Origin of the sequence: Vibrio penaeicida, from assembly GCF_030689305.1 — a bacterium.
Lineage (GTDB): Bacteria > Pseudomonadota > Gammaproteobacteria > Enterobacterales > Vibrionaceae > Vibrio > Vibrio penaeicida_B.
In genome coordinates this window covers 183,864-207,335 of record NZ_JAUYVM010000010.1, presented here as the reverse complement: position 1 = coordinate 207,335, position 23,472 = coordinate 183,864, and the positions used below count along the sequence as shown (strand labels likewise).

General features: G+C 43.7%; 19 protein-coding genes. 4 read left to right on the top strand and 15 right to left on the bottom strand.

Translation table 11 applies throughout. From position 1 onward, the window contains the following. The first annotated feature begins 18 nt into the window (after positions 1-18). On the top strand, positions 19-984 hold the full coding sequence (gene murQ / locus Q8W40_RS17230) for an N-acetylmuramic acid 6-phosphate etherase (protein ID WP_305398946.1): 966 nt from the start codon (positions 19-21) through the stop codon (positions 982-984). Positions 985-1,030: 46 nt separating this feature from the next. Here the strand turns inward: murQ and Q8W40_RS17225 are convergent, their stop codons facing one another. After that, the gene (locus tag Q8W40_RS17225; RefSeq protein WP_305398945.1) at positions 1,031-1,381 is read right to left on the bottom strand and encodes a DUF2799 domain-containing protein; all 351 of its coding nucleotides are present in this window, start codon (positions 1,379-1,381) and stop codon (positions 1,031-1,033) included. A 63-nt stretch (positions 1,382-1,444) separates the two neighbouring features. Beyond that, positions 1,445-2,524 carry a transporter substrate-binding protein gene (locus tag Q8W40_RS17220; RefSeq protein ID WP_305398944.1) on the bottom strand — a complete coding sequence of 360 codons (1,080 nt, stop codon included), beginning with the start codon at positions 2,522-2,524 and terminating at the stop codon, positions 1,445-1,447. Positions 2,525-3,024: 500 nt separating this feature from the next. Here Q8W40_RS17220 and Q8W40_RS17215 point away from each other — a divergent pair, with 500 nt between their 5' ends. Next, on the top strand, positions 3,025-4,509 hold the full coding sequence (locus Q8W40_RS17215) for a carbon starvation CstA family protein (RefSeq protein WP_305398942.1): 1,485 nt from the start codon (positions 3,025-3,027) through the stop codon (positions 4,507-4,509). 72 nt (positions 4,510-4,581) lie between these two features. On the opposite strand, the gene Q8W40_RS17210 is transcribed toward Q8W40_RS17215, so the two are convergent. The 7 genes from Q8W40_RS17210 to murJ all read right to left on the bottom strand — a co-directional run bounded on the left by Q8W40_RS17210 (position 4,582) and on the right by murJ (position 14,839). Continuing rightward, on the bottom strand, positions 4,582-6,843 hold the full coding sequence (locus Q8W40_RS17210) for an ATP-binding protein (RefSeq protein WP_305398941.1): 2,262 nt from the start codon (positions 6,841-6,843) through the stop codon (positions 4,582-4,584). 182 nt (positions 6,844-7,025) lie between these two features. Then, on the bottom strand, positions 7,026-7,979 hold the full coding sequence (ispH, locus tag Q8W40_RS17205; protein WP_101112331.1) for a 4-hydroxy-3-methylbut-2-enyl diphosphate reductase: 954 nt from the start codon (positions 7,977-7,979) through the stop codon (positions 7,026-7,028). A 223-nt stretch (positions 7,980-8,202) separates the two neighbouring features. After that, positions 8,203-8,634, bottom strand: coding sequence for an FKBP-type peptidyl-prolyl cis-trans isomerase (gene fkpB, locus Q8W40_RS17200; RefSeq protein ID WP_305398940.1), 432 nt, complete (start codon positions 8,632-8,634; stop codon positions 8,203-8,205). A gap of 154 nt (positions 8,635-8,788) precedes the next feature. Then, complete coding sequence (gene lspA, locus Q8W40_RS17195) at positions 8,789-9,304, bottom strand: signal peptidase II (RefSeq protein ID WP_305398938.1); 516 nt, start codon at positions 9,302-9,304, stop codon at positions 8,789-8,791. 14 nt (positions 9,305-9,318) lie between these two features. Continuing rightward, positions 9,319-12,159 carry an isoleucine--tRNA ligase gene (gene ileS / locus Q8W40_RS17190; RefSeq protein ID WP_305398937.1) on the bottom strand — a complete coding sequence of 947 codons (2,841 nt, stop codon included), beginning with the start codon at positions 12,157-12,159 and terminating at the stop codon, positions 9,319-9,321. Positions 12,160-12,230: 71 nt separating this feature from the next. Then, complete coding sequence (gene ribF / locus Q8W40_RS17185) at positions 12,231-13,160, bottom strand: bifunctional riboflavin kinase/FAD synthetase (protein WP_305398935.1); 930 nt, start codon at positions 13,158-13,160, stop codon at positions 12,231-12,233. Between the two features lie 119 nt (positions 13,161-13,279). After that, positions 13,280-14,839 carry a murein biosynthesis integral membrane protein MurJ gene (gene murJ, locus Q8W40_RS17180; RefSeq protein ID WP_370693400.1) on the bottom strand — a complete coding sequence of 520 codons (1,560 nt, stop codon included), beginning with the start codon at positions 14,837-14,839 and terminating at the stop codon, positions 13,280-13,282. Between the two features lie 247 nt (positions 14,840-15,086). Here murJ and rpsT point away from each other — a divergent pair, with 247 nt between their 5' ends. Continuing rightward, positions 15,087-15,347 (top strand): 30S ribosomal protein S20, encoded by a 261-nt coding sequence (gene rpsT / locus Q8W40_RS17175; RefSeq protein WP_101112336.1) that lies wholly within the window; start codon positions 15,087-15,089, stop codon positions 15,345-15,347. Between the two features lie 192 nt (positions 15,348-15,539). On the opposite strand, the gene Q8W40_RS17170 is transcribed toward rpsT, so the two are convergent. Both Q8W40_RS17170 and nhaR read right to left on the bottom strand, forming a co-directional pair. Continuing rightward, complete coding sequence (locus Q8W40_RS17170; RefSeq protein WP_305398931.1) at positions 15,540-15,836, bottom strand: ArsR/SmtB family transcription factor; 297 nt, start codon at positions 15,834-15,836, stop codon at positions 15,540-15,542. Positions 15,837-15,961: 125 nt separating this feature from the next. After that, a complete protein-coding gene (nhaR, locus tag Q8W40_RS17165) occupies positions 15,962-16,852 on the bottom strand; it encodes a transcriptional activator NhaR (RefSeq protein WP_305398930.1) in 891 nt (296 codons plus the stop codon). A gap of 402 nt (positions 16,853-17,254) precedes the next feature. Here nhaR and Q8W40_RS17160 point away from each other — a divergent pair, with 402 nt between their 5' ends. After that, entirely contained in the window at positions 17,255-18,400 is a 1,146-nt protein-coding gene (locus Q8W40_RS17160; RefSeq protein ID WP_305398975.1) for a Na/Pi symporter, read from the top strand. Positions 18,401-18,639: 239 nt separating this feature from the next. On the opposite strand, the gene Q8W40_RS17155 is transcribed toward Q8W40_RS17160, so the two are convergent. From Q8W40_RS17155 to ptsP, 4 genes are all read right to left on the bottom strand, one after another. Beyond that, positions 18,640-19,491 carry a thymidylate synthase gene (locus Q8W40_RS17155; RefSeq protein ID WP_305398929.1) on the bottom strand — a complete coding sequence of 284 codons (852 nt, stop codon included), beginning with the start codon at positions 19,489-19,491 and terminating at the stop codon, positions 18,640-18,642. Between the two features lie 8 nt (positions 19,492-19,499). Beyond that, positions 19,500-20,312 (bottom strand): prolipoprotein diacylglyceryl transferase, encoded by an 813-nt coding sequence (gene lgt / locus Q8W40_RS17150; protein WP_305398928.1) that lies wholly within the window; start codon positions 20,310-20,312, stop codon positions 19,500-19,502. A 100-nt stretch (positions 20,313-20,412) separates the two neighbouring features. Next, entirely contained in the window at positions 20,413-21,210 is a 798-nt protein-coding gene (locus tag Q8W40_RS17145; protein WP_126606185.1) for a sulfite exporter TauE/SafE family protein, read from the bottom strand. 8 nt (positions 21,211-21,218) lie between these two features. Next, positions 21,219-23,468 carry a phosphoenolpyruvate--protein phosphotransferase gene (gene ptsP / locus Q8W40_RS17140; RefSeq protein ID WP_305398927.1) on the bottom strand — a complete coding sequence of 750 codons (2,250 nt, stop codon included), beginning with the start codon at positions 23,466-23,468 and terminating at the stop codon, positions 21,219-21,221. Positions 23,469-23,472 lie beyond the last annotated feature (4 nt).

The following is a 23,472-nucleotide window of genomic DNA, read 5'->3' as shown; positions in this document are numbered from 1 at the left end:
ACTAATACGGACAACATCATGGCTAATGACGCACTACTCTCTGCTCTTGCACACCTTGTGTCGGAAGGACGAAACCCTGACACCATGGATATCGATCTTTTGTCTTCGCTTGAAATCGTTGAAAAACTCAATCAGCAAGATCAGCAAGTCCCAACAGCCATAGCAAAAGAACTCCCCAATATCGCCTCTGCGGTAGACAAGATTTCCAACGCTTTCTTACAGAGTGGCAGACTTATCTATTTAGGCGCGGGAACTAGCGGTCGTTTAGGTGTTTTGGATGCTTCTGAATGCCCTCCCACGTTTGGCGTGTCAGATCAAATGGTCATCGGGCTTATTGCGGGCGGGAAAGAAGCAATGTTTAAAGCTCAGGAGGGCGCAGAAGACAATAAACTCTTAGGTAAAGAGGATTTGTCAGCCATTACCTTGACCGAAAAAGACGTTGTGGTTGGCATTGCTGCCAGTGGCAGAACCCCTTATGTGATAGGTGGTTTGGAATACGCCAATGAAGTTGGAGCCTACTCTATCGCATTGTCTTGCAACCCTAGCTCTCCCATTGCGCAATGTGCTCAACTCGCCATTAGCCCAGTCGTTGGCCCCGAAGCGTTAACCGGGTCGACGCGTTTGAAGTCGGGTACGGCTCAGAAACTCGTACTGAACATGCTTTCAACAGCTAGCATGATCCGAATAGGGAAAAGCTACCAAAACCTCATGGTGGATGTAAAAGCCAGTAACGAAAAACTCATTGCCCGTGCCGTTAGAATTGTTGTTCAGGCAACGGATTGTGCAAAAGAGGAAGCCAGAGAGAAGTTAGAACAAACCCAGTATGATGTGAAGCTGGCGATCCTGATGTTACTGACTGGCTCGGATCTCAACACAGCCCAAAAACAGTTATCAAACCAACAAGGTTTTTTACGCCGTGCAGTCGAAACATCCCAAGCAGAAGAGTCAGAGATCGAAAAGCAAAACAAAACATCCCCACAATAAATTTCTTTCAGGGATTCTCTTTTCAATCTCAATGAATCAGGCGAAGTTATTCGCTTCGCCCTGAACCTTGATTCCAGCCTCGTTGCCATTCCATACGAAACTTTTGTGCTTCTGGCATGCCCTCACAAACACCTTCATAAAAACTGCCGGACAGCCCTATCTGATAAGCAAAGCCGGGATTGCAATACTCTTTGACACCAGCGAGGTAACCTTGATCATAATCTGCATGATTTACTTGACCATACTCCGCCAAATCTTGAAAAGAACGCTGGGTCTGACCTTTCACGCCATCTCGGTAGCCAACTGAATACCAGTCGCTGTCATCGGTCAAAAACTCGCTGGGTGAACACCCAACAAGCAATGTTCCCATTACTAAAGCCACTAAACGTTGTTTCATTGTTATACCTGATATTTACCTAGAACTATCAGTTTACGATGAAAGCACAGGCTCTGCCTGATTTTATTCTAAGGCAGCAATTTGCGAAGTATTGATTGTTCTTCTTTCTGAGCACACGTTTTCCGTTTCCAATAAGGTAACGTCTTCCTCATTGAGCTGGGCAACGAAACTGGGCTGCTTTAAGTACTGATTGGTAAAAAGCGCTTTTCCGCCAAATGGAGCAGGCAAAGCAATCGAGGTGAGTGCTCGCTTGACGTCTTTCGGATCTGAACTTTCAGCTCGTTTGATTGAGTACGCCAATGCCAGCACAGATAAATAAGCTGAAACAAAGCCACCAGAAACGTACACTTTCGCAAAATCTCGGTATACGCGCTGAGAAAACATGGGGTTAACTTGCTCAAAGAAATTACTCCCACACAATAAGACTAAATTAGGTAGAGCCCCCAAAGCGACTGACTCACTGCGACTTAGGTGTGTGCAAATGACTGGAATAGGTTTACCTTTCCAACGCTGGTTAAGCTCTTTTAGAAAAGCGTAACTCGAATTCCCCATCAAATGGTTTACGACAAATTTAGGGGGGTCAATCAGCAGAGATTTCAATGTGTATTCAAAAGTTTGGCAACCTTCTCGATAAAAGTTGTTAAAACTCAAGGCACCGCCTCCAGCGTCGGAGAAAGAAGATGTCAGCGCACTTAAATCCCAGCCGAGCTGATCGTTAGGGCTAACGACCGCACCATGAGGACCATATTTCGCAAAGGAATATTCAAGCAATGGAAGAAGGTGCTGCTCCGGAGAGGATCCGAATTCCAACAAATTGGGGTGCTTGGGTTGAGCCCCAGACAGAGAGGAGGTCCAGAGCAGCCCAGAGTGACGCTGAACAACATCCAAGGCTAACATTCTAGAATCTAGAGTTGTCGTACCAAAGATGTGCTCAACCCCCTGGTTAAAAAGGCGCTCAGTCTGTTTTGCATAACGAGGTAAGTCGCCAAATGGGTCTTTATGGATAGCGCCTAACTTGAAATTAAATCGAGGATTGGCGTTCACTTGCGAAATACCAAACTGTGTACCTATCAAAGTTTGATAGCTTACTTTTCGGTACTGGCTTTGACTTGAATAAAGTACGCCGATGGGAATGGTCTTCATCGAAACTCCTCTTGAACGTCCTGTTTAAAAGTAGAGTGACATATTCGAGTGAACTGAATTCACTATGACTGCGAACCTGCCTTGAGAGCATTAACTTTTGTATTTAGCTCAATTCATTCTTTTTATTGCTCATAAGTAATGGAGCCAGAGAGAAAACACAAGAAGCCCTATATCATCAACAGCCAAAGAGTTCTCATAAATAAGACAAGAAAGAAGATTAAATATCTATTTGATCAAATAGTTGATAACCACACTGTTTAAAATGACTTTCATATTCCACTGTAATTCTCAACTTTGCGAAGGGTATTGATTAGCATCGACCCCCCAAAGTACCCGCACTGAAGAGTAAGCTCACATCCTCTAGTGAGTAAAACCACTTATTCCTAATAGCAACCACTTAACCTGCCATATCACCACTCAACTCTGTAGCCAATGAAGTCAGTATTTCCCTGTTTTACTATCCAAGGTGAAGAGTTTAAATAATTACACGGGATGTGAATATGTTGTGGTTTCTCATGTGTGTCGCTGCACTTATCGGCGGATATTTTATATATGGTACGTTCGTCGAACGTATATTTGGTATTAAAGAACATCGTCAAACACCCGCTTATACAAAGCAAGATGGTGTTGATTTTGTGCCAATGTCGAACAAGAAAGTGTATTTGGTGCAATTACTAAATATTGCTGGTGTCGGCCCTATTTTCGGTCCGATTATGGGTGCTTTGTATGGCCCTGCGGCAATGCTTTGGATTGTCCTTGGCTGTATATTTGCTGGCGCTGTACATGATTATTTCTCTGGTATGCTTTCCGTAAGAAATGGAGGGGCATCCGTACCCACCATTACTGGTCGCTACTTAGGTAATGGCGCAAAACACTTTATGAATATTTTTGCCATTGTCCTACTGTTATTGGTCGGGGTGGTCTTTGTTTCAGCGCCTGCCGGTATGATAACCAACCTCATCAATGATCAAACAGATTTCACCGTCACCATGACATCCATGGTGGTGTTTATCTTTGCTTATTACATCATTGCTACCGTTGTCCCAGTAGACAAAATCATTGGGCGTTTCTACCCATTGTTCGGTGCACTGCTCATCTTTATGTCTGTTGGACTTATAACCGCGATTGGCGTGTCTGACGAACATACCATTCTAGGGGGATACGAAGTCAGCGACATGTTCACCAACATGAACCCTAATGACTTACCGTTGTGGCCAGCGTTATTTATTACTATTGCATGCGGTGCTATTTCTGGTTTCCATGCCACTCAGTCGCCTCTTATGGCTCGTTGTATGGAAAATGAAAAGAATGGTCGCTTTATCTTTTATGGCGCGATGATTGGTGAAGGTGTCATCGCCCTTATTTGGTGTGCATTAGCGCTGTCGTTCTTCGGCTCGGTAGAGTCTCTGTCTGATGCCGTGGCTAATGGTGGACCAGGAAATGTCGTGTACAGCGCTTCATTTGGGCTACTGGGTGTATTCGGCGGTGTTCTTGCGTTCTTGGGGGTTGTTATTCTTCCAATCACTTCCGGTGATACAGCGTTTCGTTCTAGCCGCTTGATTCTGGCTGAATACTTCAACATGGAGCAAAAAACACTGCGTAATCGTCTCATGATGGCTATCCCTTTGTTTGTGTTGGGTGGCATCTTGACTCAGGTTGATTTTGGCATCATTTGGCGTTACTTCGGATTCGCAAATCAGTCCACTGCGGTTATGATGCTGTGGACGGCATCCGCTTATCTACTTCGCCACAACAAACTCCACTGGATCACCACCGTACCCGCTATTTTCATGACAACGGTGTGTGTGAGCTTCATCTTAAGCAACAATCAGCTCGGCTTTGGTCTTCCAATTAATTTCTCGACAGTGGCGGGTATTATCGTTGCGCTACTTATAACGACTTACGTGATTAAAACTTCGAAAGGCAAAGGTGAATCTGAACTCGCAGACGAAGAAACACCTTCGTCCACTCCAAAAACGGTATAACCGCTAAGAGTAGAATATTTCTGTGTAGAAGATGAAAAAAGGCTCATTTGAGCCTTTTTGTTTTCTGAATGCTTATCCACATTCCTCGGCAATCAAACAGAGTTCGTCCAACCATTGATGAGTGAGCTCAAACAACTGATGGATCTGCTGATCGTCAATTTTCACCTGCTTTGCTACCAAATCCGCTAACACAACCATTCCGGGTAATGCTACCTTTTCAAACAGCACACTTAATATGTTAGCGGAGCGCACAATTGCATCGAGTTCTTGGTTCTGTTGGGCGATGTTTAATTCCGTAACAGCGGACAGTGCTTCTTCAATAACACTGTTAATGAATACTGGCATCACATCAAAAGCCACTGCGTTTTTACGCATGATGAGATTCACATCCACTGAATCTGTATCGATGTGCTTTTCCGTGTCTAAGCTGGGTTTGTACAAAATCCCATTAGGAAATAGCTTATTCGCATAATTGCGCAGCGTTTCATGTAGCTCCCTTTCAACAACTGGTTTTGCGATAAGATCATCGACACCGGCTTGTTTCATTTTATCGCGAGTTTCTTTAAACAAATCTGCGGTACAGCCTAGTATCAATGCATTTTTATTTAGGGAATCTTGGCGGATCATATAGGTGGCTTCAACACCATCCATCACTGGCATATGGTTATCCATTAGAATAAGGTTGAAGACTTTTTCCTGCGCTAACTTATGCGCTAATGCGCCATTTTCAATGCATTCAGTGATAAAGCCACATTGCTTAAGCATGGATTGAAGCACCATACCATTTAAGCGATTATCCTCAACAATGAGTGCTTTCAGTCCATTGTAATTAAGCGGTCTGCAATCTTGCACTACGGTTAGCTGAGGCTTGGCAAGAGGTAAAGGTAGTATCACGGTAAAACAACTGCCCATATCTAACTCACTGGCAACCTTAATTTCACCTCCCATTTGATTGATAAGCCTAGACACGATAGAGAGCCCCAACCCCGTGCCGCCAAACTTCCGAGTTGTAGAGCTGTCGGCTTGTTCAAATGGATTAAAGAGCTTGGTCAGCGTATCCGGACTCATCCCAATTCCGGTATCTTTGAGTTGAATACTCAAATCAATACGATCGCCTTTGATGTGCTCAGAAGTTTGAAGCTCTATGAACCCTTTCTCTGTAAATTTGATCGCGTTATTGAGTAAGTTAAACATGATTTGTCTGACACGAGCCTTGTCGCCAAAAACCCACCTTTCGTGATCGACCTTATTATCGATGTATAAATCGATGCCTTTCTCTTCAGCTAAGGATTGATAAATACTACTCACCGAACCCATCAAGTGAGTAAAGGAAAATGGCTGACAGTCTAAATCAAACTTACCTTGCTCAATTTTGGAGTAATCCAGAATCTCATTAAGCAAAGTCATCATATGCTCACCAGATTCATGTAAATTAACCAAGTGATTTCTTTGGCTGTCACTCAAGTCTGTTTTCTGCAATAACTGAGCGATACCCAATACACCATTCATTGGCGTTCTAATTTCATGGGAAACGACCGCTAAAAATTCAGTTTTCGCTTTACTTGAGTCCTCCGCCCTCTCCTTTTCACATTTCAACAGTTCGATGATACTTTCAAGGTTAGTGGCAATCTCATTCAATTCGTCCCCTTCCCACGATAGTGTTTCATTCAGCTCTTCATCGTGATTGTATACGCCGTCACGCATTTTTTCACTGTAACGAGCAAACTGCTTCAGCCGACGCGTTAAAGTTAAGTAGAGCCAAGTTAGGCACACAATTGACGCTAAAAAAATGGTAATTGTGGCGGTAAGTACTTTCCAGCGCATTTCCGAAAAAAGCGCATTCACTCGGTGGATTTGATCGGACTCACGCTCTTTCGCGGTGTGTTCAAGATTATTCAAAGCATGTATTGCGGGCTCATCATTGACTTTGACCTGATCATCAATCTGATTAACACTCAAACGCCTGTGGTACTCAACCGGCATTTGAAAAAGTTTGCTTTGGTATTCAGTAATCACTCGGTCTACCGCATTTAGCGCGTGTTTTTCTGCGATAGTTAGGTTTAAAGATTTGTATTGTGCGATAACGATTTTGGCTTCTTTAAAGTGCTCACTGGCCGCATCCTTATCTTTGAGCTTGCCCCTGAGGACATAGTTTTTGAACTGGTGAATCGCACCGTTATACCCTAGTTGGTACCGAAGATTGTTTAATAAACCAATGCGAGCAGCAACTTCATTACGATAGTCAGAGTTGGCTTGTTTGTAAGCAGAAAGCGAAGATATTGAAATCCAAGTAAAGACGGAGACAATCACTAAAATAAAAACAGTGATCAGCAAAAGTTTTCTCTTGATTGAAACATTACTTGAAAACCACGAATTGAAACCCATTCGCTGCCCAACCTCTCTACTTGAACACTCTAAAACAATGAAATGGATAAAGTACTTCTTTCACCCTAACTTAAAAATAGTAAAGCCCCGAGTAATTCGGGGCTTTATTTTATTGATATATCCGAGATTTTTTAAATTTCTCTCACTTGGAGCTCTCGTGGAACTTCAAAGAACATGTTTTCTTCCCGACCAAGGACTTCTTCTACTTCGTCTGCTCCAAGCTCTTTAATTCGATCTAAAATCTGGTTTACCAACTCTTCAGGAGCCGACGCACCAGCAGTAACACCAACCTTGCTCGCGCCATCAAACCATTTGGCTTCAATCGCTTCTGGGCAATCAATCAGATAACCTGGTGTACCGAGCTTTTCAGCCAGTTCTTTTAAACGCGTAGAGTTGGATGAATTCGTTGAACCTACAACGACAACGGCATCAACTTGCGTAGCTAAAATGCGCACAGCATCTTGGCGGTTTTGAGTCGCGTAGCAAATGTCGTCTTTGCGTGGTCCCTGGATTTCAGGAAACACACGTCGAAGCTCTTCAATGACGTCGGCAGTTTCGTCCACAGACAGTGTGGTTTGACTAACGTAGTGAAAGTTAGATGGATCGTTTACCACCAAAGAAGCAACATCTTCAGGTCTTTCAACAAGATACATTCCACCCGTATCGCTGTCGTACTGACCCATAGTGCCTTCGACCTCTGGATGACCCGCATGACCAATCAATACGACCTCCATGTTTCTTCGGCTTGCGCGAGCAACTTCCATATGCACTTTTGTTACAAGTGGGCAGGTAGCATCGAACACTGTTAGTTTACGTCGCTTGGCTTCTTGCCTAACAGCCTGAGAAACACCATGAGCAGAAAAAATAACAATATTGTCGTCTGGTACTTCATGCAGTTCTTCAACAAAGATGGCACCGCGTTGTTTCAAACCTTCAACCACAAAGCGGTTGTGAACCACCTCATGACGCACATAGATAGGAGGTTGGTACATCTCCAATGCCCTTTCTACAATGCTGATGGCGCGATCGACCCCAGCACAAAAACCGCGGGGGTTCGCTAACAGTATTTTCATTTCATTGCTCATAGTACTTTCGTTATTTAGTGGCGCGCAATTTTGGGCTCTCAGATATAGGGGTATCGCTGTTATGGCGCACAGTTATATTGCTTTTCGATATATTTACTTTGGCTATCTTACTTTTGAGTGTAATTAGTTATCGACATATTGCTTTATAGGGCACAGTTTACCGTTATCCCTATTGCGCCTCAAGCCAACACCAAAGAGGAAATACCACCAATATCTTTAGCCCTTATTCCACTTCTAGAATTTCGACTTCAAAAGTCACATCTTGCCCTGCAAGTGGGTGATTGAAATCCACAGTGACAGATTCGCCAGAAATTTCTGCAATGATGCCTGGAATCTCCATGCCGTCTTTACCAGAAAAGGCCATAATGGTTCCTACCTCTACCTTTTCCTCACCAATAAATCGTGCTCTGTCCATATGGTGAATATTGTCTGGGTTAGGCTGACCAAATGCATCTTCAGCGCTGAGTTCAATGTTTCTTTGCTCACCTTGAACCAAACCTAATAAAGATTTTTCAAAGTTTTCACTCAGACTTCCATCACCCATTGCGAATTTTGCAGGCTTTCCCATGCTGTGTGTACTATCCGCTACAGAACCGTCCTTGAGTTTTATCGTAAAGTGCAACGTCACAGCAGAATTTGCAGTAATAATGGTCACAGAGTTATGTCCTTATTTTCGTTATTGGGTTTTGGCTTTTTATACGGGAACACAACTCAGCTTATGCCAATGTCTTCCAATTTTTAGCCTTTATATTAAAAAGCGCCATCCGAATCAACGGACAGCGCTTAGGGTTATTCAAAATATGCCCTCATTATTGAGGTGACTCTTCCGGTTTTTTACGGAATCCATCAAGCAAAATGAGAGCAGCACCAAGTACAATCGCAGCATCTGCTAAATTGAATGCCGGCCAATGGTAACTTCCCCAATAGAAATCGAGGTAATCAACAACATAACCATGAACCAATCGGTCATAAAAGTTATTGGCTGCCGCACCACCAATTACCATGGCATAAGAAATATTTAACCATTTATCTGTTGCTGGTAAAGCTCTCATCCAGCTGATCAATACACCACAAACAACCAGTGCGATACTGAAGAACAACCAACGTTGCCATCCACTTTGATCGCTTAAAAAGCTAAATGCTGCACCATAGTTATGAACATACAATAGGTTGAAGAAAGACGTAATCTCAATACGATTCGCCCAGCCATACCCCATGTTGTCCATAACGATGAACTTAATACCAATATCCGCGATGAAAATCAGTACCGCCAGCCAGAGCCAGCGAACACCCGATTGCTTCATCGATAACGCATTGTCACTCATATCGAATCCCAATATTAAGCGAACTTACGCTCTTCGCCTTCGCCATCCACATTTGACACACAACGACCACACACTTTTTCGTGACCTTCGATAGTGCCTACATCTGGCGTATGGTGCCAACAGCGTTCACATTTCTCTGCATCTGCCGCCGCAACTTCAACGAACAAGCCTTCCAGATCTGTCTCTTTGGCTGAATCAGGCTTGTCGCTTAAAGGTTTAACTTGTGCTGCTGAAGTTAACAGAACAAAGCGTAGCTCATCTTCAAGCCTGTTGAGTTTAGCTGTCAGTGCATCATCAGCATAAAGCGTCACTTCCGCTTGTAACGAACCACCAATCGCTTTCTCTTTACGAGCATCTTCAAGAAGCTTGTTCACAGCACCACGTACAGATTGAATGTCAGTCCAGAATTCGTTGCTGAGTTCTTCGCCTTCAACAAGACCAAACAAGCCTTCAAACCACTCACCCGTGAAGACAAACTTATCACGTGCGCCTGGCATTTCGTTCCAAATCTCGTCTGCTGTGAATGACATAATCGGTGCCATCCAACGAACCAGAGCTTCGACAATGTAGTAAAGTGCCGTCTGACAGCTGCGTTGAGCGTGACCGCCCTGCTTCGCTGTGTACTGGCGATCTTTAATCACATCTAAATAGAAAGAGCCCATTTCGATCGAACAGAACTGCATTAAGCGTTGGGTAACAGCGTGTGTATTGTACTCTCCGTACGCGTTAACAATCTCTTCTTGTGCTGCTTGAGCGCGACCAACGGCCCAACGATCAAGCGCCACCATTTCTTCTGCTGGTACAAGATCCGTTTCTGGATTGAAACCGCTTAAGTTAGCAAGGAAGAAACGCGCGGTATTACGAATACGGCGGTATGCGTCTGCAGAGCGCTTAAGAATTTCATCAGATACCGCAACTTCGCCAGTATAATCAGTAGAAGCAACCCATAGGCGTAGGATGTCCGCACCTAGCTTGTTAGTGACGTCTTTAGGGGCAACCACGTTACCGATAGACTTAGACATCTTACGACCGTTGCCATCCACTACGAAGCCGTGCGTAAGCACTTGCTTGTATGGGGCTTCATCTTTCATCGCGATGGATGAAATCAAAGAAGACTGGAACCAACCACGGTGCTGGTCAGAACCTTCTAGATATAGGTCAGCAGAGTTGCCATTGTACTCTTCACGAGAATCCACCACCGAATAGTGAGTGACACCCGAATCGAACCATACGTCTAGGGTATCCAGTACTTTTTCGTACTTGTCTGCATCTTCAGCGCCCATAAGCTCTGCTGCGTCAACATCCCACCAAGCTTGAATGCCTTTCTCTTCTACTAGCTTCGCGACTTTTTCAATAAGTTCTAATGAGTTCGGATGCAGTTCAGCCGTCTCTTTGTGTACAAATAATGCAATTGGCACACCCCAAGTACGTTGTCGAGAAACACACCATTCTGGGCGACCTTCGATCATACCCTCAATGCGGCTCTGACCCCATTCAGGCATCCATTCAACACCTTTAATTGACTCCAGTGCCTTTGCACGAAGACCCGCTTGATCCATAGAAATGAACCACTGTGGTGTTGCACGGAAAATGATTGGGGTTTTGTGTCTCCAGCAATGTGGGTAGCTGTGTTCGTAAGAGTGGTGATGCAAAAGTGCACCCTTCTCTTTTAGAACATCTAAAACAGAGTCGTTTGCTTTAAAGACATGCTGACCAGCAAATAATTCTGTATCAGGAAGGTAAACGCCGTTTGATCCTACTGGGTTAGCAACTTCAAGGTTGTATTGTTTGCCAACCACGAAATCCTCTTGACCATGTCCAGGAGCAGTATGAACCACACCCGTACCAGAATCAGTCGTAACATGCTCACCAAGAACTACAGGAACAGTGAAGTCGTAGAACGGGTGATTGAACTGAGACAATTCAAGATCCGCACCTTTCGCAAAACCTAGGTTGTGGAAGTGTTCAACACCTGCACGCTCCATTACATCTTTGGCAAGCTCGGAAGCAACGATAATACGCTCAGGCTCCGACGAATCACTCGCTTCAACTTGGATAAGTACATATTCCAGATCATCACGCATACACACAGCGCGGTTTGCAGGAAGCGTCCAAGGCGTCGTCGTCCAAATAATAACGGAGATATCACCTTGACCTTCATGACCTTCGTTTAAGTTGAATTTAGACAACAACGCAGCTTCATCTGCCGCTTTAAAACGAACATCAATTGAAGGAGAAACTTTATCTTTGTACTCCACCTCAGCTTCAGCCAAGGCAGAACCACAATCTGTACACCAGTGAACAGGTTTGAAACCTTTTAGCAGGTGACCGTTATCGGCAATTTTACCTAGAGCACGGATGATGTTTGCTTCAGTCGTAAAATCCATGGTGCGGTATGGTTTGTCCCACTCACCAAGAATACCTAGACGTTTGAAGCTTTCTTTCTGACCTTCAACTTGACCCGCAGCGTACTGACGGCATTTCTCACGAAACTCCGCTGCCGTCACTTTTTTACCTGGCTTGCCTACTTTCTTTTCCACCATTAATTCGATCGGCAGACCGTGGCAGTCCCAACCTGGGATATAAGGTGCATCAAAACCGGAAAGGGTTTTGGATTTAATAATAATGTCTTTAAGAATCTTATTCAGTGCGTGACCAATGTGAATATCACCATTGGCATAGGGAGGGCCATCATGTAATACGAAAGACTTTTTGCCTTTCTTCGCTTTACGGATCTCGCCGTAAAGGTCTTCTTTGTACCAACGCTTAAGCATTTCTGGCTCTCGATTGGCCAGATTGCCACGCATTGGAAACCCTGTTTCAGGTAAATTCAGGGTATCTTTATACTCACTCATTGATTCTTAATTCCGTTATATTGGGCGAAAGTTAGACATTGTGCTGAACGGTGGAATAAACCGTTTAACTTTTAAAGCCGACGCAGCCACACCCTTGCTGCCTCAGCATCCAATTCAATTTGCGCTGTTAGCGCATCTAGAGAGTCAAATTTTATTTCATCTCTTAGTTTGTGAAGTAATGACACTTCAAGTTGTTTACCGTACAAGTTTGAATTGAAATCAAACAAATGCACTTCCAGCTGTTGACGAATACCATCAACAGTTGGACGTTGACCTATATTAGCCACGCCACCGTATACTGAACCGTCTATTCCATTAACCTCAACGACATACACGCCTGAAACAGGCGATACGCAGCGTTTTAACGGAATATTAGCGGTGGGAAAACCGATGGTCCGACCGAGCTTTCTACCATGAGAAACCCGACCATTTATACTGTACGGGCGCCCTAGCATTTTCTCTGCATGAGAAAAGTCGTCGGTCGCTAACGCTTCACGGATAGCGGTACTGCTAACACGCAGTTGGTCCATTTTAAAGCTCTGGGTACTGACAACCTCGAAACCGAGTTCTTCGCCAGCACTTTTCAACATCTCAAAGTTGCCTTTCCGACCTTTACCGAAACAAAAGTCGTCGCCAACAACGAGAAACTTCACATCCAGCTGGGCAACCAATAGATCTCTGATAAACCCTTCTGCGCTCATACTTGAAAAATTTGCATTAAAGTTAACGCAAAGTAGCCGTCTGATGTCGAGCTTATTCAATTGAACAATTTTATCGCGCAAGCGAGTCAACCGCGCGGGGGCTTTATTCCGCGCAAAAAACTCCATGGGTTGAGGTTCAAACGTCATGACCATGGTCGGCAACCCCATATTTTGAGCTTGCTGTGACACTTGTTTCAGCACTTGTTGGTGACCCAAGTGGACACCATCAAAATTACCTATCGTCAATACGCACCCTTTATGGCGGGGCTTTATATTGTGTATACCTCGGATTAACTCCATGAAATCTCTAGCTTAGGCTTACTTGCCGTTATTCAATCATTTTATTGTGCACGAAACCGACGGATTATATACCCAAACAGCAATAAGATGCGAGTTTCACTCTGAAAATAATCCACTCATTAAGAGGCGGCTTTGAGGTGGCGAATTCGAACCCCCATCACCAAGACTGACATCAAGTAAACCAAAGCACCTGCACTAATCAAAATAGCCAATTGCAAGCAACGAGAACCAAAGCTCCAAGACAACCATATATCCATTGTCGGGTTTAACCATAAAACCGCCGCCACCATCGCCACTCCAGCAATGACGAGTTTCAGTGCAAAAATAAGCGTTTCTTTGGTGATTCGATACACTTTTTGTCTATGTAGTCCGCGGTACAACAACGCCATATTCACAAAGGCAGATAATGCCGTGGCAATAGCCAACCCAACGTATCCATAAAACCAAGCAAAAATAGCGTTGAATACCATGTTAGAGGCCATAGCAATAATTCCGTACTTCACGGGGGTTTTCGTATCTTGTCGAGAGTAATAGCCTGGTGCCAGAACTTTAATCAACATAAAGTTAAGTAAGCCCGATGCGTAAGCCATTAAGGATAAGGACGCAAACTCAACATCTTGAGGAGTGAACTCTCCCCGCATGAAGAGCACCATTAGCATCGGTTTGGAAAGTATAATCAGCCCTAGCATGGCAGGAACACCAAGCAACAAAACCATTCGGACTCCCCAATCCATAGTGTGCGCAAAGCCATCACTTTGGGAATCTACATGTTTTCGAGAAAGCGCTGGAAGAATGACAGTGGCTATGGCAATTCCAAACAAACCTAACGGAAATTCTAATAAACGATCAGAGTAATAGAGCCAGCTGATCGAACCTGTCGCCAAAAAGCTGGCGATAAACGTGTCGAATAAAAGGTTAATTTGACTCACAGACACACCGAACAACGCAGGGATCATTAAGGTTCGGATTTTTACAACGCCGGGGTCGTGCCATCCCCATTTAGGTTTCACCAACATCCCCTCTTTTATTAAGAAAGGGATTTGGAAAAGAAACTGAACCAAGCCACCTAGAAATACGCCTATAGCTAAGCCAATTTCCGGTTGTTCTAATTGTGGTGATATTAAAAGCGCCGACCCGATGATCATAATATTGAGAAACACCGGCGTAAAAGAGGAGACCGCAAACTTACCTATCGTATTTAGAATGGCGCCTGATAGCGCAACAAACGTAATAAACCACAAATAAGGGAACGTAATTTTCAGTAGGAAGCTGGCAAGCACAAACTTTTCAGAAGAAGGGCCACCATTTAGCCAGTCAAGAAACCACCCAAAACCGAATAGTGCTGTGATAACACCAGAACCAAGTACTCCTATTAATGTCACCACAGTCACAATGACACCTAATGTACCCGATGCTTTTGCAATCAATTCTCGGGTTTTGTCTTGATCGCCACTGGCGTGATATTCCGTTAGAACAGGTACAAAAGCTTGAGAAAAAGCGCCCTCAGCAAAAAGGCGGCGCAAAAAGTTAGGGATTTTATTGGCAAAGAAGAAAACATCTGCACTGGCACCTGCACCCATTAAATTGGCTACGACTACATCCCTTACAAGTCCCAGTATTCTGGATATAAAAGTCATCATACTGACGATCAAGCCAGACTTGAGTAGCTTTTTACTCACGAACATCCCCTAAAAAATACACTCAAAAATCTGCTAAAGCGCTTTCATTTGCTCAGCAGAGATAATTATTAGCAATGGTATAAAAATGCTGTTAGAATCCACGCCATCTTAACCGCGATGACCTTCTATTCCAAAGATTGTTTGGATGAGGCTGGTTTTTGCACAAATCATTTGACAATTAAGCGCAAATGAGGGATATTCCTCGCCCTTAAATTGTCACCGAACTAAGTTTTTGGGAGTTAGACCCTTGGCAAACAGTAAATCTGCTAAGAAGCGCGCTATCCAAGCTGAAAAACGTCGTCAGCACAACGCTAGCCGTCGTTCTATGATGCGCACTTACATGAAGAAAACTATCGCAGCTATCGAAGCTGGCGATAAAGAAGCTGCAACAGCTGCATACACTGCAGTTACACCGATCCTAGATCGTATGGCGACTAAAGGTCTTATTCATAAGAATAAAGCTGCTCGTCATAAGTCTCGTTTCGCAGCGGCAATCAAAGCTCTTTAATCCGAGTTTAGATTTGCAAAAAAACCGGCTTTTGCCGGTTTTTTTATATCTAGATAAAACAGAATGCACCTTATCTTCACTTCGTATTGTTCAGAATACGTTTCTTCCGCACCTAGTTTTTATCTCTTAGGCATGGTTGGCCAATCGGGATCAGCTCAACCACTTTCCCATTAGTCATTAATCTTCTAGTAATTAGTCTTCACAATACAGTGCATGAAGCAATTTGATCACTTGTTGCACTTCCGAGCTGCTAAGAGAGTAATAGACGGTTTGAGCTTCTTTTCGAGTTTGCACTAAACCATCTCTTCTCAACCAAGCTAAATGCTGGGAAAGCGCCGACTGGCTCAATTCAAGGTGAGAACAAAGTTCTCCAACAGAAAGTTCATTAGTGTGTAGCATACATAATATTTGCAAGCGTCTTTCGTTCGCCATCGCTTTCAAGAGTACGACAGCTTGAGCAGACTTCTGCTCCATTTCCTGTAAGTTCATTCAGCAGCCTCCATGGGCTAAAACTAAGTTACTGCATCTTCAACTTGTTATTTGTGTTATGTCAGTTGAAGTCCTTATTCATACAAATGTTATTACAACAATGTGAAGTAATACAATAAATTCTGTTAATCGAACAGCTGAATGAAATCAGCATCACAAAGATTCTTAACAGTTGGATGCTGAATCATCCTTTCTGCAAATATAACAAAATATTCTTCCTTGAGCTCATTTATCTCTCCAACTAAATGTAGAGATACGTCATCCCCTACTTCGGATTGATACAAACTTGGCGCAAGAAAAATTGCATCTTTATGATCTTGAGCGAATGCTTTCATCAAAGCAACGTCATCAAACTCACCGAGAATATTGGGCTGAACCCCTTGACGATCAAACCATTGCATAGCCTTTCTTCCCATAGATGTTCGACTTCCTGGCAATAGCAGTTTTCGATTCTCTAGTACTGAAGGAAACAGCTCATTATCCAGCGGTTTTGAGCTGAAAAAGCTCATTCTACACTCACCAAGCTTTTTGCTATACAACCCCGGGCTTTGGCTCGAATCGACTGCACAATCAGATAAAATCATATCCAGCTTATGTTGAGATAGCTGCTCAAGAAGCAATTCGTGGGTAGACTCAAAACAGCGTAGATGGATGCTATTGTCGGCAGGTACTGTTGTCATCAAGATTCGACTGACTAAACGTTTTGAAAGTGCATCAGCAACGCCTACATCAAACAAGATATTGGATCTCTGGCTATAATTTACGATGTCTAACATCTCATAACTTAAACCAAACATTCGGTCTGCATACTTAAAGACAAGTTGCCCTAGCTCGGTTGGCTCAACACTGCGTCCATTTCGCTTAGTTAACTTGCCATCCATTCTTTCTTCTAGAGCTTTTATTTGTCCTGTAACCGTCTGCGGTGTTAAAAAAAGTGCATCTGCAGCTTTCGTCACCGAACCCTGTTTGCATACCATCCAGAAATAATAAAGATGATTGTAATTTAAGTGCGACATCGATTTTTCTTACTCAAAATGTGAAGAAACCATATGATACAACGCATCGTATAGAGACACTATATCTTCGGAATTTTCGATATATTAGTGTAAATATTTCGAATAAAACCGAACATACCCGAGACTTTTATGACAATGTGACAATAAGAAAGTGTGACAAATTGCAAATATCCATTCAAAAGCGCCCAACACCACTACTAACACACCAGTAAACAACCCAATTTACATCAATAAATACAATGAGTTAAAGCAATCATCATTTCAAGTTATCGTTTGCGCAGAAAAAATAGCAAAAAAGTCCTTCTTAAACCTAAATGTCATATAACTGAAATATTTCATCTCTAGTATCGCTTTCAGATTCACTAACCGACCTAATTGAGAACGGTCACGGAGAAAAATATGATAAACCAAGCTACTTCAACAGCAGCGCCACATTCGGGTTCAGCTCGCTGGCTACGCTGGGCTAACTTGGCTTTCATGCTTTACCTACTATTACTTGCAGTTTCAATGGTAGGAAGTGGTTTTAAGTGGGCTTCAGGAGAACACGCTAAAACGCTTTTCGAATTTGCTTCTCACCCAGTTGCTGGCCTAATGATTGGTCTTGTTGCAACTGCATTAATTCAGTCGTCTAGTACTGTTACTTCCATTATTGTTGGACTTGTTGCTGGCGGCCTTCCCGTAGCGACAGCCATCCCTATGATCATGGGTGCCAACATTGGTACAACGGTTACCAATACGTTGGTCAGCTTGGGTCACGTTCGTTGCAAAGACGAATTTAAACGTGCATTCGCAAGTGCCACTATCCATGACTTCTTCAACCTTCTTGCTGTTATCATCTTCCTACCATTGGAAATGATGTTCGGCATTCTAGAGAAAATCTCTCACTGGCTTATTTCACCTATGCTTGCAACTGGTGACATGAGTATTAAGGGTTTCAACTTTATCAAGCCAATCACTAAACCTGTAGTGAGTGCTATCAAAGAGCCTCTTGCTTCGTTTGGTGACGTGGGTGGCGGTATCACGCTAATTATATTGGGTATCGCAACTATCTTTGTTGCTATCACCGTTATGGGTAAGCTGATGAAGAGCCTGATGGTTGGTCGAGCTCGTGACATCCTTAAAAATGCGATCGGTCGTGGACCTCTTCACGGTATCGCGTCAGGTTCAGTGGTTACTGTATTGGTACAGTCTTCGTCAACAACAACAAGCTTGATGGTTCCACTAGTAGGTTCAGGTGTACTGAAAGTGCGTGATGTTTACCCGTTTACTCTGGGTGCGAATATCGGTACGTGTATTACTGCACTGCTGGCTGCAACTGCCGTTTCAGGTGAGTTTGCCGTGTTTGCTCTACAGATTGCACTTGTTCATTTGGTGTTTAACGTGATGGCAACGGCATTTATCTACGGCATTCCATTCCTAAGAGAGCTACCAATAAAAGGAGCGGATCTGATTTCGGATATGGCAATGAAGAACAAGGCTGTCGTTGTAGGTTATTTGCTGGCGGTATTCATTATTATGCCAGGTACCATCTTAGCGCTTACCGCATAAAATCTGATACAGAACGTAAAAGCCCCTGCACTTATCAAATGCAGGGGCTTTTTTGTTTCTTTAGGCAGGCTTGTTCATCTCTAGGGCTAGCTCGCGCATGTAATGAAACATCCGAAGTCAGATAGGTTTAACCAAATCAAATAGGCTAACTTGTTCAATCAAATACTACACGCTACAGAATTCATCCCAAAAAAAACGCCACTTGAAGGCAAGTGGCGTCGCTGAGTTTCTTTTAACAACTACACCGAAAATGGATACTTGATCGCATCGTGGCATTGATAACCCACCACTTCAAAATCATCCATGGTGACCCATGTTTCCAAATCTTCGAGAGATTGTATCTTAGGGTTAATTCTGATTTCAGGCGCAGGGAAAGGCTCACGCTTCAACTGAACATCACGCATCAACTCTAGCTGATCTTCGTATATGTGCGCGTTGACAAGCTTGTGATACGCCTTTCCTGGCTTCTTACCCGTTATTTGAGCCATCAATGCTAAGAAAACGTACACTTGAACCATATTGAAATTTAAGCCCAGAGGAACGTCACAGGAGCGCTGTGTGCTATTTAAATACAACGTATCACCAAGCAAAGAAAAGTGATGGCTATACATGCATGGACGTAAACAACCCATGTGGAATTCACCTGGATTGTAGAAATTCAAGATTTCGCCTCGGTCATCTACACCATTTGTTAAGTCATCAACAATTTTTCTGAGCTGGTCAATGTGCCCGCCATCAGGCTTCGCCCAAGCACGCCCTTGCACGCCGTACACACGCCCCATATCATCATCACCTTTACGATAAGGATTGTTAAGCCATGCGTCGTTTAAGTTTGCGTTCGCGTCCCATGTTTTGGTGCCCAGTTTGCGAAAATCTTCCGCATTATCGTAGCCACGAATATAGCCGAGTAGTTCAGCAACGGCTGCTTTCCAAAAACTTTTTCGGGTTGTCACTAATGGGAACGCGCCCGAACCAACATCATAAGTAAGATCTGCGTTGATTACGGTTAGGCATCGCTTTCCCGTGCGCTCGTTTTCAATCCACGCACCCTCATCGACGATACGCTGACATAACTCTAAATACTGTTTCACTGTAGACCTTAAACTTTAGATTTAACAGGTTGCTTGTTGGCGCTAAATGCCCAACCAATCAATGCTATACCACCAATCACCATTGGTAGTGATAAGATTTGCCCCATGGAGATCCAATCTCCATAAAGACCAAGATGAGCATCCGGTTCACGGAAGTATTCTATAATAAAACGGAAGCTACCGTAGCCAAGCAAAAATACCCCTGAAACACTACCAGCAGGGCGAGGCTTCTTAATGAACCAGTTGATGATAAAGAAAAGAACGACACCTTCGAGGACAAACTCATACAACTGAGAAGGGTGTCGAGGGAGATAGCCACCGCTCGGGAACAGTACAGCCCAAGGCACATCAGTTACACGCCCCCAAAGCTCATCATTCATAAAGTTACCGATTCGTCCCATTCCAAGCCCAAAAGGTACCAATGGCGCAATAAAATCGGTAACAGCAAAAACGGCTCTACCATTTCTACGTGCATACCAAGCCATGGCTGCGATCACACCAAGCAGACCACCATGGAAAGACATCCCTCCAGTCCAGATCTTGAACAAATACAGAGGGTCATCCAGAAAAACATCAAAGCTATAAAAGAATACGTAGCCAATACGCCCTCCTAATACAACCCCAAGAAAGCCTGCGAACAACAGGTCTGAAACTTGCTCACGCGTCCAGCCACTGTTTGGCATATCAGCACGACGATTTGCTAACCATAACGCAAATACAAAACCGACAAGGTACATCAGACCGTACCAGCGAAGTGCCAGTGGTCCGATAGAAAAAATTACAGGATCAATTTGAGGAAAGGTAATAAACCCCTGATTCATACTTAGTTCTCTTTACTGTTTTTAAGGGCTGTTGATGTATAAAACTGACATCTGAATCCGTAATGATTGGGGATAATCACGGTAAAAAATTCAACAGCATCTAAATTGGTAATAACATTTTTCCAGCGATAAAAAGAAGGAAAACAGCGAATATTTTCTTTAATACTGCCGTCGGAAGCTTAGTCGCCCATTTGGCGCCTATACGAGTCGTTAATACAGATGTCGCCACAATACCAAATAATGCCGGCAAGTAAACATAGCCTAAGCTGTATTTAGGCAATCCTTGTGCTTCTAATCCATGTACAACAAATCCCGCCATTCCTGCTAAGGCAATAACACATCCGCAAACCGACGAAGAACCTATCGCTTTGCGCATTTCAACACCATGCCGGCTTAAAAATGGTACGGTCAATGAGCCGCCACCAATTCCAGCTAAACTTGATACAACGCCAATAAGACCACCGCACCCTAAAGTGGTTCCAGCAGATGGCATTGGAGAAGTGGTAGCTGAGCGTAAAGACATCAACATTTGAATTGCCAGCGCCAACACGATAGCCCCAAAAATTTTAATAAGGTGCTGAGTGGGGATGGCTTCAGCAATAAACGAACCTGCGAGCCCCCCGATAACCACTCCCGGCATCAACCATTTAATAACAAACATGTCTACGTTTCCTAACCGAAGGTGATTAAGAGCTGATGACCCAGACGTAAGTATGATGGTTGCTAAAGAAGTCGCTAAAGCGATGTGCATAATAAGATCGGTAGAGATATTCGCTGCGGGAAGAAGCCAAAGCAGCGCAGGCACAACAATTAAGCCTCCTCCAATCCCTAACAATCCCGCTAAGACGCCGACAACACTCCCCAGCAACAGGAACTGAAAGATTAGCTCTATGTTCAAGTGAACCTCTATTTTTTACCGGCGCGAACGAAACCAGCTAAGTCTTGTGCTTCCAAGTATTCAATAACTTGGTCATGAATATTTTTTCCGTAAGGCTGAGACAACGCACTTTTAGCCAACATCTGTAAATCGGTCACCTTAGATTGTCTAAGTAGATATTTAACACGAGCTACGTTAGCGGTATTCATACTCAGCGAGCGATACCCTAACCCAACAAGTAATAAAGCGCCAATAGGATCTCCAGCCAATTCCCCACAAATGCTAACAGATAAGTTATGCGTTCGACATGTTGCCTCGATTTGTGCCAGAGCTTGAATCACGGCAGGGTGAACAGACTCATAAACTCCCGATACTCGGGCATTGTTTCTGTCCACTGCCAGCAAATATTGGGTCAAGTCGTTGGTACCAACCGATACAAAATCAATTTTATCAGCCATAAATGACAGTAAATAGAGCATGGAAGGGACTTCCAACATGACACCAATTTGTGGTTTTACCACGTTATGATGGGTTTGCGATACCTCATCATAAGCTTGCTGGATGAGTGCCAGCGCATCGTCTAATTCTTGGTTTCCTGACAACATAGGAAGAAGAATACTCAAGTTACTCAAGCCATCACTGGCTTTCAACATGGCACGCAGTTGTATCAGGAAGATATCAGGGTGGTCGAGTGTAAAACGAATGCCTCGCCAACCCAAAAATGGATTGTCTTCTTCAATCGGCAAATAAGGAAGTGGTTTATCTCCCCCTACATCTAGGGTTCGCATAACTACTTGTTTGTTTGGGTAGGTTTCCAAAACCCGTCGATACTGTTGATACTGCTCTTCTTCTGAAGGAAAACGATGCTGAAGCAGAAAGGATATCTCGGTACGATATAGACCAACACCGTTGACACCTAGGTTAACTGCAATGTTAGTGTCTGCGCTCAAACCCGCATTAAGTAATACATTTACATGACAACCATCTTTTGTTTTTGCTTCTTGTTCGAGTTCTCCTTCAACCATTTTAGAGAGCTCAAACTCTTCATCTCGTAACGATCGGTATTCGTTGAGAAGCTGGGCTGGTGGATCGACAAAGATTTCACCACTATAACCATCTACAATGCCTGGCTTACCTGTGAGCTTTTGCGGCGTAACACTTGCGCCCATAATCGCGGGAATACCTAAAGCACGAGACAAAATCGCCGCATGCGAATTTGCCGCCCCTTCGATTGAAATCACCCCTAAAAGCTTATCTTTAGGCAAGCTTGCTAACGTAGAAGCGGTCAGTTCATTCACAACAAGAATCACTGGTTGGTGGAGCTCAAGCTCGCCCACTTCGTTAGAATGGAGAAAATACAGCAGCCTTTGACCAAGCTCTCGAATATCCTGAGCACGCTCACGTAAGTAAACATCCGACATCTGAGCAAAACGGTTAGAATACGTCTCCACCACTTGGCGCAACGCCCAATCCGCTCGGTCTCCTTTTTGAATTTGCTCTTTGAGATCATTCCTCAGCATAGGATCGTTAAGAAGGTGAGTAAACAAATCAAAAATGGCCAATGTATCTTTGTTTATATCATTATCTAGCTTCTTTCTAAGTCGTCTGAAGTCCGCCTTTGCACTTTCTATGGCAAGCGCTAGCCATTCTTGTTCTTGCTCTACATTTAACGTACTTGCAGGGTAGATATCCGAAAGCTTAGGCTGTGTATCATCCCACCAAAAATCACCAACTGCGACACCAGGTGACGCCGCTATTCCCACCATTTTCTGACTATTGGCGTCATTCAGAAGCCAATGCCCTTGTGCCTGTGCATGAGCAATAATAACGGCAAGCTGAGCAGAGAGAGTGACAAGAAATGACTCTTCCATCTCTGAAAAAAGTCGAGGAGATTTTTGTTGAATAACAAGTACACCAAGTACTTGCTTGCGGTGAATAATAGGTGTGCCTAGAAAGGAACGATAAATTCCCTCCCCAAGTTGAGGAAAGAATTTAAAATTAGGATGGGAAGACACTTCCGCTAAGTTAAGTGGTTCGGCGGTTCTACGAACCAAACCCACCAAACCCTCATGATAACCAATATGAATTTTGTCGCCTTCAAACTTTAAGCCTTTGGTGGCCATAAGTTCTAGCCGCGACAACTCATCATTAGCAAAATAAAAAGTACAACACTCAGTTTGCATAGCGTGACACGTTTCTTTAACCAAAACATCCAAAGCCTCATGGATGTGTTCAACTCTAGAAACCTGTTCTACGATATCCCTCAACTGAGTGAGCATTTAG